The sequence below is a fragment of the Methylorubrum subtropicum genome, from assembly GCF_038442325.1.
Classification (GTDB): Bacteria; Pseudomonadota; Alphaproteobacteria; order Rhizobiales; family Beijerinckiaceae; genus Methylobacterium; species Methylobacterium subtropicum.
The window spans coordinates 406,214-420,142 of sequence record NZ_JBBXMW010000001.1 but is presented as its reverse complement, the minus strand read 5'-3'; the positions used below and the strand labels follow the sequence as shown (position 1 = coordinate 420,142).

Here is a 13,929-nt window from a genome sequence, read left to right as displayed (position 1 = left end):
CGGAACCTTCGTCGGGGCGCTCGTTTTGCTCCTGCCTACGCGTTTCGGGAGATTCTTGACGTGAACGAGATCGCGCTGAGCGGCGAGACCCTGCCGGTTCCGGTCGCGCCCGCCGCCCTGCCGCCGCTCTCGGCGGCCGACCGCGCGGCGCTGCGCCGGGCGGTGGACGTGCTGGAACGGCCGGGGCTCGCCGCGCGGCTCTCGGCGGCGGCCGGGGCGCCGCTTGACCTGATCGGCCGGGCGCTGCCCGCGCCGGTCACCGAGGCGGTCGGTCGCTCGACCGAGGCCGCGATGCGCACGGCGCTCCGCATCGCGCTCGCCACCCTGCCGGACAAGGCGGTGAAGCCCGCGGGCTCGGCGGTGGAGCGGATCGAGGAGGGGGCGGGCGCCCGGCTCGGCTGGCTCGTCGGCTCCAGCGAGACCCGCCACAAGGCGCTCGCCGCCGTCTCCGGCGCCCTCGGCGGCGCCTTCGGGCTGGCCACCGTGGCGATCGAGCTGCCGCTCTCGACCACGCTGATGCTGCGCTCCATCGCCGAGATCGCCCGCGAGGAGGGCGAGGATCTGAGCGACCCGGAAGGCGCGCTCGCCTGCGTGCAGGTCTTCGCCCTCGGCGGTCGCAACGGCCCCGAGACGGCCTTGTCCGAGAGCGGCTACTTCGCCGTGCGCGCCGCGCTCGCCAAGACCATGGCCGAGGCGACCCGCTACGCCGCCCACCGCTCGCTCCTCGACGCGGGCGCCCCGCCGCTGGTGCGGCTGACCGCCCAGATCGCCTCGCGCTTCGGCCTCGTCGTCTCGCAGAAGGTCGCGGCGCAGGCCGTGCCGGTGATCGGCGCGCTCGGGGGGGCTGCGGTCAACACCGCCTTCATGGACCATTTCCAGGGCATGGCGCGGGCCCACTTCACCGTACGCCGGCTGGAGCGGGCCTACGGCAAGGAGAGCGTGCGGGCGGCGTATCTGGAGGAGAAGGCGGCGCTCGGGATCGCGTGACGGCGCCTCCCACCCACCGCCCTCATCCTGAGGTGCCGCGAAGCGGCCTCGAAGGAGGGCTCCAGGGATCGCGCGGCTGGCTGGAGCCCTCCTTCGAGGCTCCGCTTCGCTCCGCACCTCAGGATGAGGGGAGTGGGTGGGACGGCCCGAGGCCTTCTCAAGCGGAAAAATTCGTCTCCACCAACACCGTCGCGGTCTCGAACGAGGCCGCGTGCCACGTGCCCGCGGGGAAATGGAACAGGCTGCCCGCGGCGAAGGCCACGCGACCCTGCTCGGTCTCCAGAATGCCCGAGCCCTCGATCACCTGCACGAACTGCTCGTGGTCGTGGCTGTGGCGCGGCGCCTCCGTGCCCGCCGGGACTTCGACCCGCACGAGGCTCGCAGCCTTTCCTTCCAGGCTGCGCTTCCCCACGCCCGACGGCGCGCGGGTCTCCGGCAGATCGGTCCAGGGCAGGCAGTGGCGGGTCATCGTGGGCTCCGAAGCTCGCCCGCGAGGTAGGCGGGGCGCGCCTCAGGGCCAGACCTTGATGGCGACCGGGCGGCGCACGAGGTCGCGATCCGAGGTGATCGTGCAGCCCTCCACCCGCAGCGTCGCGTAGGTGAGCAGCGCCCGCTCGCCGACATCGTCGAAGTTGCGGCCCTTGGCCTCCGGATCGATGAGCGACGGGTAGGCGATGAGGCGCGGACCCGCCTTGCACGGATCGTCGTAGAGCGTGGCGCCGGCCATGAGGAGACGCGGCACGTCCCAGGTCATGAGATCGCGCGAGGTCGTCCAGTAGAAGCCGGACTCCGAAAAGGCGCCCCCCTTGGCCGCCATGAACACCGCGATCCACGCCCCCGTGCCGCGCTGGCGCACCAGCGCCCCGACCGGGCCGGGAAACGGCCCGACCGGGCGGCAGGTGTCGGGCAGCTTCACCGCCTTGCGGTACGGATCGGGAAAGGCCGCGGTGAAGCCGGTGCCGGTCCAGGCGCGCCAGCGGGTCGGGTCGGCGGGGTCGTCCGAGCGGAACAGGCAGACGCCCGCCGGCTGGTCGCTGCCGGGCCGATCCCAGCCGGTGGTCGAGGCCATAAAGGTGCGCCAGCGCCCGTCGCCGACGATGTTGGAGGGGTTGAAGAAGCCGCGGTGGCGGCCCTGCTCCTCCTCCTGCCGGAACGGCGCCCCGGCCACCACCGCGGGCGGCTTGGTCGGCGCGAAGCTCGCGCCGCCGTCGCGGGAGGCGGCGGCGAGAATCGTGTTGTACCAGCACTCCATGTAGACCTTGGAGCGGCAGCGGCCCTCGTGCTCGTTGGCTTGGAACTCGTGGTGGATCAGCGCCGCGACTTTGGCGCCGTCCTCGGTCCACGTCGCGGTGATCCACGAGCGGTCGTCGTAGAGCGCCGGATCGCTTTTTCCCCCTGAATCGAGCACCACCCGGCAATCGAGCTTGAGGCTGTCGAGATCGGGCCCCCGCAGCGCGCGGTTGCGATAGTGCAGACCGAACATCGCGATGGCGCCCGAGGCGTCGCGGAAGGCGCGGGAAGGGGCGTCGGGCACGTCGGCCCCGTCGCAGGCGTCGCGGGTCGCCGAAAAAATCAGGCGTTCGGGCCCCGTCACGGTCAGCGCCGAGAGCGGCGGCGCGGCGGCGCGGCTTTCGAGCGGCACGAGGCCGCACGCGACGGCCAGCAGCACGGAGAGGGGGCGGAGCAGCCTGGACATCCCATCAGGATTGCGTTTTGAACCGTTACAGGAAGCTTGTCCGGATCGTCCGGCGCAAGTGCCGTCCACAGGCCGCCCCATGCTCGTTCTGATCCTCGGCCTCGTGCTGTTCCTCGGCACCCACGCCTTCTCGATGGCGCGGGGGAAGCGCGCCGAGGTGATTGGGCGCGTCGGCGAGCAGCGGTACAAGCTCGGATATACCCTACTCTCGGCGCTCGGCCTCGCGCTCACCGCCTACGGCTACGGGCTGTACCGGCAGGAGGGGATGATCCCGGTCTGGTCGCCGCCGACCTTCACCCGCCATCTCGCGGTGCTGCTGACGCTGTTCGCCTTCATCAGTCTGGCGGCGACCTACCTGCCCGGCCATATCCGCACCCGGCTGAAGCACCCGATGCTGCTCGCGGTGAAGATCTGGGCGACCGCGCACCTCTTGGCCAACGGCGACCTCGGCTCGATGCTGCTGTTCGGCGCCTTCCTGGCCTGGGCGGTCGCCGCCCGCATCAGCGCCAAGCGCCGCGCGCTCACCGCGGGGCAGGTGGCCGCGCAGCACGGCGGACAGGCCGCGCCCGCCGGCTGGCGCAACGACGCCATCGCGGTCGTGGTCGGCCTCGTGGCGTGGTTCGTGTTCGCGAAGTACCTGCACCCGCTGCTGATCGGCGTCGCGGCCTGGCCGGGGCAGGCGTGAGGCGACACCGCAAAAACCCAAAAAATTTCGCCAAACCGGAGGCTCTGTGCTAGGCGCGGGCCCGACGACGACAGGCGAGGCGAGCGCGGCCCGCGAGGGACGCACGGATTGAAATGGCCGAGAACAACGAGTTCATCCGCGAGGTCGACGAGGATTATCGCCGCGACCGGTTCATTCAGATCTGGAAGCGCTACAACGCGCTGATCATCACGGCCGCGATCCTGCTGGTGGCGGGCGTCGGCGGCTGGAACTACTGGCGCCACGCCGAACTCGTGCGAGCCGAGGCGACCTCGGAGCGGTTCGATCAGGCGAGCCGCCTCGCCAAGGACGGCAACACGGCGCAGGCCGAGCGCGACTTCGCCGCGATCCAGGCGGACGGCCCGGCGGGCTACGCGCTGCTGGCCCGCTTCCGCAACGCCGCCGAGACCGGAAAGCGCGACGCCGCCGCAGGGGCCGCCGCCTACGACGCTCTGGCCGCCGACAAGGGCGCGGGCGATGCCCTGCGGGACCTCGCCCGGCTGCGCGCCGCCCTGCTGCGCATCGACGGCACTGATCAGGCGGCTGCGCTGACCCAACTCCAGGGCCTCGCCACGCCCACAGGCACCTACCGCCACACCGCCCGCGAGATGCTGGGCCTGACCGCGCTCCGCAAGGGCGACATCGAGGGCGCCGGCCGCTGGTTCGACCAGATCGCCAGCGACAACGACACCCCGCAGGGCCTGCGCCAGCGCGTCGAGATCTACGCCGCGCTGGTGGCGGGCGGGCCGGTCACGGTCACCGAGGCCAAGCCCGAGAACGCCGCGCCCCCGCCGCCGATCACCCGCTGACGCTTCCGTCATTGCGAGGCGGAACTGACGCAATCCAGGGCGCGACCTTTCCGGATAAGGCGCGCCGTCGGATTGCTTCGCTCACGCTCGCAAGGACGGCATTCGTTCCAGGCGATGTTCCCACGCCCTGGAATGCCTTATCCTCACGAAGACCAGCGCGGGTCCTTAAGGCCCGCCGAGAGACGTAGAACCATGGACCTGCCGACCGTCGCGATCGTCGGACGCCCGAACGTCGGCAAGTCGACCCTGTTCAACCGGCTGGTCGGGCGCAAGCTCGCGCTCGTGGACGACCGCCCCGGCGTGACCCGCGACCGGCGCGAGGGCGACGGCTCGATCGGCGACGTCGCCTTCCGCATCATCGACACCGCCGGGCTCGAAGAGGCCGACGCCGACTCGCTGCTCGGCCGCATGCGCGCCCAGACCGAGGCCGCGATCCTCGAATCCGACGCGGTTTTGTTCGTCATCGACGCCCGCGCCGGGGTGCTCCCCGCCGACCGGCCCTTCGCCGAACTCGTGCGCCGGGCCGGCATCCCGGTCATCCTCATCGCCAACAAGGCCGAGGGCGGGGCCGGCATGGCGGGCGCCTACGAGGCGTTCTCGCTGGGGCTCGGCGATCCGATCCCGTTCTCCGCCGAGCACGGCGAGGGCCTCGGCTCACTGCAGGATGCGCTGCGCGACGTGCTGCCCGAGCCGGACGAGGACGAGGAGGACGACGGCGAGGGCGGCAAGGGCCTGCGGGTCGCCATCGTCGGCCGCCCCAACGCCGGCAAGTCGACGCTGATCAACCGGATGATCGGCGAGGACCGCCTGCTCGTCGGCCCCGAGGCCGGCATCACCCGCGATTCGATCTCGCTCGACTGGGAGTGGCGCGGGCGCAAGATCAAGCTGCACGACACCGCCGGCATGCGCCGCCGCGCCCGCATCGACGACAAGCTGGAAAAGCTCGCGGTCTCGGACGGGTTGCGCGCCGTGCGCTTCGCCGAAGTCGTGGTGGTGCTGCTCGACGCCACCATCCCGTTCGAGAAGCAGGATCTCACCATCGTCGATCTCGTCGAGAGCGAGGGGCGCGCCCTGGTGATCGGCCTCAACAAGTGGGACCTCGTGGCCGACCAGCCGGGCCTGCTCAAGACGCTCCGCGAGGACTGCACCCGCCTGCTGCCGCAGGTGCGCGGCGTCTCGGTGGTGTCGCTGTCGGGGCTGGGCGGCGAGGGCATCGACAAGTTGATGCAGGCGGTGGTGGACGCCTCCGAGGTGTGGAGCCGCCGCGTCTCGACCGCGCGGATCAACGCGTGGCTCACGGACGCGCTCCAGCGCAACCCGCCGCCCGCGGTCTCGGGCCGGCGCATCAAGATCCGCTACGGCACCCAGGTGAAGAGCCGCCCGCCGCACTTCGCCCTGTTCGGCAACCAGCTCGACGCCCTGCCGAAATCCTACACCCGCTACCTCGTCAACGGCATCCGCGAGTCCTTCGAGCTGCCCGGCACGCCGATCCGGCTGTCGCTGAGGACGACGAAGAACCCGTTCGAGAAGGGCTGACCCGCGACGCAAGATCCCTCTCCCCTCCCGATCTCGGGCCTGCCCGAGATCGGCAAGCGCTGCCCAAGTCGGGCAAGCCCAACTTGGGTGGGAGAGGGTGGCCCCCGAAGGGTGTCGGGTGAGGGGAGCGACGGTGCCGCTTGGCCGCGTTCGACGCGAACCCTCCGGAAGCGTCGTCCCCTCTCCCGCCTCGCATCCGCGAGGCACCCTCCCCCATCTCAAGTCGGGCCTGCCCGACTTGAGCACTTAGGATGCGGATATCGGGCAAGCCCGATATCCGTAGGGGGGAGGGTTTTTCGGGCACCTCACCCCGCCCGCGTCGTCTCCGCCAGCCAATCCACCACCGCGTCGAGCGCCTGACGGTTGCTGGTGTCGCCGCCGCGTGCGGCCTCGAAGGCGGCGATCTGGCGCTCGGCGCTGGTGCCCTCACGGACGATCCGGCGGGCGTCGGCGACCTCCGCCGTGCAGCCGAGCGCCTCGGCATCCTCGGCGATCAGCGAGAGCAGCGTGTCGAGGGCTTGCCCGAACGGAAACGCCTCCTCGGAGGCCTCGTCGATCAACTCGGCCTCGGTGCCGCTGCGCTGCGCCCGCCACAGGTTCTCGGCGGCGATCGCCCGCGAGACGCCGGTGAGGCCGGCATTGATGTCCGGGCGTCGCTCGACCAACCGCACGAGGCAGCGGAACAGCGCCGCCACCACGATGGCGTCGGTAAGCCGCGTGCAGGAATCGGCGATGCGCAGTTCCAGCGTCGGGAACTTGATCGAGGGCCGCAACGACCACCACAGGAAGCTCGCATCCTGGATCGAGCCGGCCTTGGTCATGATGCGCACGTAGCGCTCGTAAGACCCGGCATCGCCCATCAGCTCCGGCAGGCCGGTGCGGGGGAGTTCGCCGAAGGCGCTCAGGCGATAGGCCGAGAGCCCCGTCGGCTTGCCCTGCCAGAACGGCGAGGAGGCCGAGAGCGCGAACAGGAGCGGCTGGAACGGCAGCAGCCGGTCCATCAGCCCGACGCGGGCGTCCGGGTCCTTCACCTCGACATGGACGTGCATGCCGCAGATCAGGCTGCGCCGCCCGGCCAGCCCCACGTCGCGCAGGATGCCGCGATAGCGGTCGCCCTTGGTCGGCAGCTGGCGCGCCCAGTCGGCGATGGGATGGGTGCCGGCGGCGAAGACCAGAAGCCCGTGCGCGGCCCCGATCTCGGCGAGCTGCCGCCGCTGCCCCAGCAGCGCGGCATGGGCCGCGGGAAATTCGGTGGAGGGCGGGGTGCAGACCTCGACTTGGCACTGCAACAGCTCGCGCCCGATCTCCGGCAGCCGCTCCCCCGCCTCGACATGGAACGGCTTGACCGAGCGCCGCGGCGTGCCGCGCGTCTCCGCATCGGCGAGGAAATACTCCTCCTCGATCCCGAACCGGTACGCGTGCTGAACCATCCGCCGTCTCCGAACCATGGCCGCGGACCGCGCGGGTGCCCTTATATGGCTCGGAAGGCGCCAGCGTTCCCTTGAGGGAGAAATCGAGCGCGCGAGGGCTTCGCGGTCCGCCGCACGCGAAGGCGCCGGAAAGCGTTGACCTTACGACCCGATCGGTCGGACACGCGCCTGGATCGTGGGCGGGCGCCAGGGCAGGTTGCCAGACATCCGTCGGTGTCGACGGCAAACCCGAGAGGGCTTTGCGTGAAGCTGTCCTACGTGTTGTCGCTGATCACGGTCGCATTCCTCGCGATCCTGTCCGCGAGTGCCGGACTGATGCTGGGCGACGTCGATCGGATTCCCATGCACTGGAACCTCAACGGCGTGCCGAACTCCTACGCGCCGAAAAGGACCGGGCTGATCGTCATTCCCGCGTTCGGGCTCGTCACGATGATCGGACTCGCGGTCTCCGAGAAGGGCAATCCGAGGAATCGGCAGATCAGGGCGACGATCACGGTCGCGCTCATCCTGATCGCCGTACACGCCTTCTTCCTGTATTCGGTTCTGGGCCACGCGAACAAACTGTGACGCGCTGAGAACACATCGAGAGCGGACGATTGTCTCCCTCATCCCGGGGTGCGAGCGAAGCCTCGAACGAGGGCTCCGGGGATCGCCGGGCGAACCGGAGCCCGCGCCCGATCGGCCGGATTCGGGCTCGGGATGAGGGGGATGCTTCCGCTCAGGCGAAGCGGCCGCCCTTCTGGATCACCTCGATCTTGTAGCCGTCCGGGTCGGTGGCGAAGAAGAAGGTCGCGAGCGCGGTGTCGCCGTGCTTGAGCGTCTTGAGGTCGGTGGCCGGAAAGCCCTCGCTCTTGAACCGCGCGTGCTCGGCCTCGACGTCGTCCACCACGAAGGCGATGTGGCCGTAGCCGTCGCCGAGGTCGTAGGGCTCGGAGCGGTCCTTGTTGACCGTCAGTTCCAGCTCGAACGGCGAGGCCGGATCGCGCAGGTAGAGCAGGGTGAAGTCCGGGAAGTCGAACCGGTCGGCGGGCTGCAGGCCGAAGGCGCGGGCGTAGTAATCGCGCGAGCGCGCTTCGTCGCGGACGCGGATCATGCTGTGGACGGGCTTGGCCATCGGGGCTCTCTGTTGGAATCGGGATGAGCGGCCAGATGGCGCGGTCGGGCCGCGCGGAAAGGGGATTAACGCTTCGTCAACCATAGGCGGCGCTTGCTCCCCCCATGTCCCGGAGCGCCCGACAGCTCGACGCCGACCTCCCCCTCCCCGGTGACGCGGCCCTGCGCGCCGCCGCCGAGGGGTGGCGCCGGGCGCTGGCGCAGGAGCGGCGCATGGCCGCCAACACGGTCGAGGCCTACGAGCGGGATCTGCGCCAGTTCCTGGCCCATCTCGACGCCCGCTCCGGCCCGCCGACGATCCAAAAACTCATCGCCCTCAAGCCCCGCGACCTGCGTGCCTTCATGGCGGCGCGGCGTGCGGACGACATCTCCGGGCGCTCGCTGATGCGGGCGCTGGCGGGCCTGCGCTCCTTCGCCCGTCATCTCGAACGCGAGGGGCACGGCAGCGTCGCGGCGCTCGGCGCGGTGCGCCAGCCCAAGGTCGAGCGGCGGCTGCCGCGCCCCCTCCCCGTCCCGGCCGCCGTGGCGATGACGCTGCCGGAGACCCGCGCCGACGAATCGCGCGAGCCCTGGGTGCTCGCCCGCGACGCGGCGGTGATCGCGCTGCTCTACGGCTCGGGGCTTCGCATCTCCGAGGCGCTGGGCCTCTCCGCCCGCGACGCCCCTGTGCCGGGCCTCGACGCGGTGCGGGTGACCGGCAAGGGCGGCAAGGTCCGCGACGTGCCGGTGCTGCCCGCCGTGTCGCAGGCGGTCGCCGACTACCTCGCCCTGTGCCCGCACCCGCTCGATCCGGAAGGGCCGCTCTTCGTCGGGGTGAAGGGCGGGCCGCTCTCGCCGCGGATCGTGCAATACGCGGTGGCCTCGCTGCGGGGCGCGCTGGGTCTCCCCGACAGCGCCACGCCGCACGCCCTGCGACATTCCTTCGCGACCCATCTGCTTGCCCGCCAGGGCGAGCTGCGGGCGATCCAGGAGTTGCTGGGTCACGCCTCGCTCTCGACGACGCAGCTCTACACCAAGGTCGACGCCGCCCGGCTGATGAGCGCCTTCGAGGCCGCGCATCCGCGGGCGGGGCGACAAGAGCATCGGCCCGAAAGGTGGCCGCCGGCTGGTCAGAGAAAGCCGATGCGGCACAAGGACCTCGATCATCGTCCTGCATCCGGCATGCAGGACGATGATCGAGCCGGCACGACAAACCCGTGAGGCTGTCGCCGTCACGGCTCCGATTCACCATGGTCTTGCCGTGATTGAGTGGCGGACTGTGCCCCAGCCGGCGGTCGAGGCCGCCCGAGTCGCTCGAAGGAAACACCCGATGCGCGTCAGCGGACTCTGCGTGGCGATCCTGCCCGTCCTCGCCGTCCTCGCCGTCACCGCCCTGGTGAAGACGGTGCTCCTGCCCGTCACCGCGCTCAAGGGCGCCCTGGCCCGGACCCGCACCGCGCGGGCCTGAGCTTCCGCCGCGCCTGACTTTTTCGCGCGGCTTTCATTCAAGCCTTCCGGCTGATCGCCACGAAGGCCGACGGTTCCCCCCTCTCCCCGCACGCGGGGAGAGGCCTGTAGGAACCTTGTCGTTCCTACAGGAAGCGGAGGCGAAAGCCGGAGCGGCGGTGAGGGGGCGCGTCCGGATGAGGCTCGTCCTGAGCCGCCCCCTCACCCCCGGCTGCCGCCTCGCTTCGGCGACGACGAGGTCGCCGAAGCCCTCTCCCCGCGTGCGGGGCGAGGGGATGCAGCGGCGGCTGCTGCTGTGATCAGGCCGAGGCCGTGTTGGGCTTCGACCCCCGATTGCCAAAAGCACTCACCGCGAACGCCACCGCCAGATTCAACGCCAGCGCCACCACGCCCGCGTTCAGATCCTGGATCGGCCCCGGCAGGCCCGGAAACAGCTTGGCGAGGGTGTAGCCGCCTACCACCGTCACCGAGACCGCGGCGACGCCGGCCAGAATCCCGGCGATGGCCCCGGCCTTGGTCAGCGGGTTGCGCCGCCACAGGCTGAAGAAGAAGGCCGGAAAGAGCTGCGTCACCACGGCGTAGCCGATCAGCAGCAACTGCACGATGGTCTCGCCGCCGTAGAGGGTGAACCCGACGCAGGCGAGTGCCAGTACGGGCGCCATGATCTTGGCGAGCCGCCCGGTCGAGGCGTCGGTCGCGTTCGGGGCGAGCGGCCGGTAGAGGTTCTGCGCGATCAGCGTCGCGCCCGCGATCAGGATCATCGAGCCCGGCACCAAAGCGGTCAGCACGCCGGTGGCGCCGACGATGCCGACGAACCACGGCGGAAACGTCTCCAGCGCGATCTTGAACAGCGACAGGTCCACGTCTGGCCCGGTCAGCCCCGGCACCTGCAGCACCGCCGCGAAGCCCGCGAAGAACACGAACAGCAGCATGAGCTGGTAGAGCGGCAGGAACACCGCGTTGCGCCGGAAGGTGCGGGCGTCGCTGGCGGTGTAGATCGAGGCGAAGATGTGCGGGAACATCCAGCCGCCGAGCGCCGTGAGGATCGTGGTCGAGGCGAACCACGTCGCGCTCTGGCCCCGGTCCGGCAAGGCCAGGAAGCCGGGCTTGGCCTGATCGATGGCGGAAAACATCGGGCCGATGCCGCCGTAATAGTGATACGGCAGGTAAAGTCCCAAAAAAACCACCACGGCGAGGATGAGGATGTCCTTGACGACCGCGGTCCAGGCCGAGCCGCGAATCCCTGACACCATCACGTAGGCACTGACGCCCGCCGCGCCGATCCAGATCGCCAGCGTGGGCGGGATCGCGCCGTAGGAGGCGGTCGAGACGATGATGCCGAGCCCTTTGAGCTGGAGCACCATGTAGGGCACCAGCGCGACGAGCCCGACGAGGGCCACGAGGATGCCGAGCGGCCGGCTCTCGTAGCGGGCGGCGAAATAGTCGGGCTGCGAGAACAGGTTGTGCTGCTTGGCGAACTTCCACGCGGGCGGCAGCAGCCAGTAGGAGATCACGTAGATCAGCGTGAGGTAGCAGAGGATGTAGTAGGTCGGCCCGCCCTTGCCGTAGGCCCAGCCCGAGCCGCCGAGGAAGGTGAAGGTGGTGTAGATCTCGCCCGCCATCAGCAGGAAGACCAGCACGGTGCCGAAGCCGCGCTTGCCGACGCTCCACTGCTCCATGTCCATGTCGTGGCCGGCCCGCGCCCACAGGCCGAGGCCCAGCGCCCCGACGAAGGCCAGCGCGATGATGGGAAGCGCCGCGTTCATGGCTCTTCTCCCGCGTCGCGGTTGGCCGGATCGGTGAGGTAGACCAGCCCCATCACGGCCGCGGTCGCCACGGTGCAGCCGACGAGCCACGCCAGCAGCAGCGGCATGCCGAGCACCAGCGGCTCGACCCGGTTGAGGAAGTAGGGCCCGAGCAGCATGCCGGCGGGCGGCAGCACGGCGAGCCAGCGCAGATGCTTCACGCGCGCGCCCTCCCCGGCCGAGTGCGCGCGTGTCCCAAGGTCGCTCGTGTCATGCGGTCCTCAACCCTTCGCTGCCGCGAAGATGAGGCAGTTCTTACGCCAGGGCGAGAGGAAGATTTTCTGTTTCCTCAGGCCGCCTCCCGGCGTCCCTCCAGCAGCCCCGGCAGCGCCCGCAGGTTCAGGGGCTTGGCCAAAAACCCGTCGAAGCCCGCGGCGTGGGCCGCGTCCATGTCCTCGCGGCCGGTATTGGCGGTGAGCGCGACGAGGTGGAGCGGGCGCGCGTTCGTCTCGGCCTCGCGGGCGCGCAGGCGCCGGGCGGTCTCCAGGCCGTCGAGGCCGGGCATGCGGATGTCGATGAGGGCGAGGTCGAACGGCCCTTGCGTCTCGGCGATCGTCAGCGCTTCCAGCCCGTCGCGGGCGAGCGTCACCGCGGCGCCGAGCCGCTCCAGGGCCTTGGTGGCGAGCAGCGCGTTGATCGGGTTGTCCTCGGCGAGCAGCACCCGGCGGCCGGACGAAGGCTTGGGTGCCGCCGCGCGGGCCGGCGGCTTGGTCTCGACGGCCGGCGGCGGCTCCACGGGGGCGGCTCCCGGTTCCAGCAGGCGGTCGAACAGGGAGCGGGCGCGCACCGGCTTGATCAGGTAGCTGTCGAAGCCCGCGGCGTTGACCGCGCCGAACTCGCGCCGGTCGAACGGCGAGAGCAGGATCAGGCGGCAGCGCACGCCGCAGCGCCCGGCCTCCGCGGCGAGCGCGCGGACCGGGGCGTCGCCGAGGCCCCGGTCGGCGATGACGGCGTCGAAGGCCGCGCTCGCCAGGGCGTCGAGCCCGGCCTCGATGGTGCCGACCACGACCGCCGCCGCGCCGGAGCGGGTCAGGCGGCGGGCGAGATAGGGCGCCTGGAACGGCGAGTCGGCCACGATCAGCACCCGGCGGGCCCTGAGCGCCGGCGGGGCGACCGGCGGGCGCGCCTCTTCAAAGGCTTCTTCCGGCGCCGGCAGCGGCAGCACCACCCGGAAGGTCGAGCCGCGCCCGAGCGTCGAGCGCGCCTCGATCGTGCCGCCCATCCGCTCCACGAGGCGGCGGGTGATGGCGAGGCCGAGCCCCGTGCCCTCGTGGCGGCGGCTGGCGCTGCCGTCGCCCTGCTCGAATTCCTCGAACAGGATCGGGATGCGGTCCTCCGGCATGCCGGGGCCGGTGTCCTCGATGGTGAGCGCGATCCCCTCGCCCTCACGGGTCAGGCTCACGCCGACGCCGCCGGTTTGCGTGAACTTCACGGCGTTGCCCGCGAGGTTGAGCAGGATCTGGCGCACCCGGTCGGCGTCGCCGACGCGGCACGCCACGAGGTCGTCGGCGATGTCCAGCGCGATCTCCAGGCCCTTGTCCTGGGCGCGCGGCGCCAGCAGCTCCACCACGCCCTCGACGAGGAGCGCGGCGTCGAACGGCTCGGCGGCGAGATCGAGGCGCCCGGCCTCGATCCGCGAGAAGTCGAGGATGCCGTCCACCAGCGTCAGCAGCGCCTTGCCGCTGGTGCGCAAAGCCTCGACATAGGTGCGCTGCTCCGGGTCGAGGCGGGTGTCGAGCAGGAGGTCGGCCATGCCGAGGATGCCGTTCAGCGGCGTGCGGAACTCGTGGCTGACGGTGGCGAGGAAGCGGGATTTGGCGACGTTCGCCGCCTCCGCCCGGCTCCTGGCCTCGTCCAGGGATCGCACCGCCTCGACATGCTCGGTCACGTCGCTGCCCGCGCGCAGCCAGTTCGGCCCGCCCTCGGCACCGGCGGCGGGCAGTTCGACGAAGGAGAACCAGCGCGGCGTGCCGTCGACCGGCACCAGCCGCTCCTCGACTTGGCGCACGCCGTCGGGGCGCACCTGCACGGGGCCGCGCTCCAGCACCTGCGGGGTCAGCGTCGAGCCGATCAGGTCGAGGGGCTTGGCGCCGAGCAGCGCGGCGAAGCCCTCGCTGGCGAAGGTGATCCGCCCCTGCCCGTCGCGCTGGACCACGGCCTGCGTCGTCGCCTCGACGAGCACCCGGTAGCGCTCCTCGCTCTCGGCGACCTGCCAGAGCCGGTCCTGCAGCGATTCCGAGGGGAGGTCCGACGCGGCGTGCCGCCGGAGCCCGACCACGAGGGCGCTAAGCCCGGCGACGACGCCCAGTCCCAGGATGGTCAGCGCGAGGGTCATTACGCGGTACGCCACTCCCCGCTGCCCGAGGATGGCAGCGCGGAGCCGACCGTGACAGGCGCGCGTGAA

General features: G+C 71.2%; 14 protein-coding genes. 7 read left to right on the top strand and 7 right to left on the bottom strand.

Annotated features, from left to right (window positions below):
* Positions 1-60: 60 nt before the first annotated feature.
* The gene (locus tag AAHG03_RS01945) at positions 61-987 is read left to right on the top strand and encodes an EcsC family protein (protein ID WP_342148341.1); all 927 of its coding nucleotides are present in this window, start codon (positions 61-63) and stop codon (positions 985-987) included.
* Between the two features lie 157 nt (positions 988-1,144).
* Here the strand turns inward: AAHG03_RS01945 and AAHG03_RS01940 are convergent, their stop codons facing one another.
* The gene (locus AAHG03_RS01940) at positions 1,145-1,456 is read right to left on the bottom strand and encodes a cupin domain-containing protein (RefSeq protein ID WP_342148339.1); all 312 of its coding nucleotides are present in this window, start codon (positions 1,454-1,456) and stop codon (positions 1,145-1,147) included.
* A 42-nt stretch (positions 1,457-1,498) separates the two neighbouring features.
* Entirely contained in the window at positions 1,499-2,683 is a 1,185-nt protein-coding gene (locus tag AAHG03_RS01935; protein WP_342148337.1) for a hypothetical protein, read from the bottom strand.
* 79 nt (positions 2,684-2,762) lie between these two features.
* Between AAHG03_RS01935 and AAHG03_RS01930 the strand changes: the two genes are divergently transcribed.
* The 3 genes from AAHG03_RS01930 (at position 2,763) to der (ending at position 5,731) form a co-directional block, all read left to right on the top strand.
* Complete coding sequence (locus tag AAHG03_RS01930; RefSeq protein ID WP_342148335.1) at positions 2,763-3,368, top strand: NnrU family protein; 606 nt, start codon at positions 2,763-2,765, stop codon at positions 3,366-3,368.
* 113 nt (positions 3,369-3,481) lie between these two features.
* Positions 3,482-4,195, top strand: a complete 714-nt coding sequence (locus AAHG03_RS01925; protein ID WP_342148333.1) for a tetratricopeptide repeat protein — start codon at positions 3,482-3,484, stop codon at positions 4,193-4,195.
* 192 nt (positions 4,196-4,387) lie between these two features.
* Positions 4,388-5,731, top strand: a complete 1,344-nt coding sequence (der, locus tag AAHG03_RS01920; RefSeq protein ID WP_342148332.1) for a ribosome biogenesis GTPase Der — start codon at positions 4,388-4,390, stop codon at positions 5,729-5,731.
* A 305-nt stretch (positions 5,732-6,036) separates the two neighbouring features.
* Here der and AAHG03_RS01915 read toward each other — a convergent pair whose 3' ends face one another.
* A complete protein-coding gene (locus AAHG03_RS01915) occupies positions 6,037-7,161 on the bottom strand; it encodes a carboxylate-amine ligase (protein WP_342148331.1) in 1,125 nt (374 codons plus the stop codon).
* 243 nt (positions 7,162-7,404) lie between these two features.
* On the opposite strand from AAHG03_RS01915, the gene AAHG03_RS01910 reads away from it, so the two are divergent.
* Positions 7,405-7,728, top strand: coding sequence for a DUF1648 domain-containing protein (locus AAHG03_RS01910; RefSeq protein WP_342148330.1), 324 nt, complete (start codon positions 7,405-7,407; stop codon positions 7,726-7,728).
* Between the two features lie 151 nt (positions 7,729-7,879).
* Here the strand turns inward: AAHG03_RS01910 and AAHG03_RS01905 are convergent, their stop codons facing one another.
* On the bottom strand, positions 7,880-8,275 hold the full coding sequence (locus tag AAHG03_RS01905) for a VOC family protein (RefSeq protein ID WP_342148328.1): 396 nt from the start codon (positions 8,273-8,275) through the stop codon (positions 7,880-7,882).
* 104 nt (positions 8,276-8,379) lie between these two features.
* Between AAHG03_RS01905 and AAHG03_RS01900 the strand changes: the two genes are divergently transcribed.
* On the top strand, positions 8,380-9,474 hold the full coding sequence (locus AAHG03_RS01900) for a tyrosine recombinase XerC (RefSeq protein WP_342148326.1): 1,095 nt from the start codon (positions 8,380-8,382) through the stop codon (positions 9,472-9,474).
* A 109-nt stretch (positions 9,475-9,583) separates the two neighbouring features.
* Entirely contained in the window at positions 9,584-9,721 is a 138-nt protein-coding gene (locus tag AAHG03_RS01895; protein ID WP_342148323.1) for a hypothetical protein, read from the top strand.
* 298 nt (positions 9,722-10,019) lie between these two features.
* Here AAHG03_RS01895 and AAHG03_RS01890 read toward each other — a convergent pair whose 3' ends face one another.
* The 3 genes from AAHG03_RS01890 to AAHG03_RS01880 form a co-directional block, all read right to left on the bottom strand.
* Positions 10,020-11,486: a sodium:solute symporter family protein gene (locus tag AAHG03_RS01890; protein ID WP_342148322.1), complete on the bottom strand. Its 1,467-nt coding sequence runs from the start codon at positions 11,484-11,486 to the stop codon at positions 10,020-10,022.
* Entirely contained in the window at positions 11,483-11,686 is a 204-nt protein-coding gene (locus tag AAHG03_RS01885; RefSeq protein ID WP_342148320.1) for a DUF3311 domain-containing protein, read from the bottom strand. Before AAHG03_RS01885 ends, AAHG03_RS01890 begins: the two co-directional genes overlap by 4 nt.
* Positions 11,687-11,814: 128 nt before the next feature.
* Positions 11,815-13,860: an ATP-binding protein gene (locus AAHG03_RS01880; RefSeq protein ID WP_342148318.1), complete on the bottom strand. Its 2,046-nt coding sequence runs from the start codon at positions 13,858-13,860 to the stop codon at positions 11,815-11,817.
* Between the last annotated feature and the right edge of the window lie 69 nt (positions 13,861-13,929).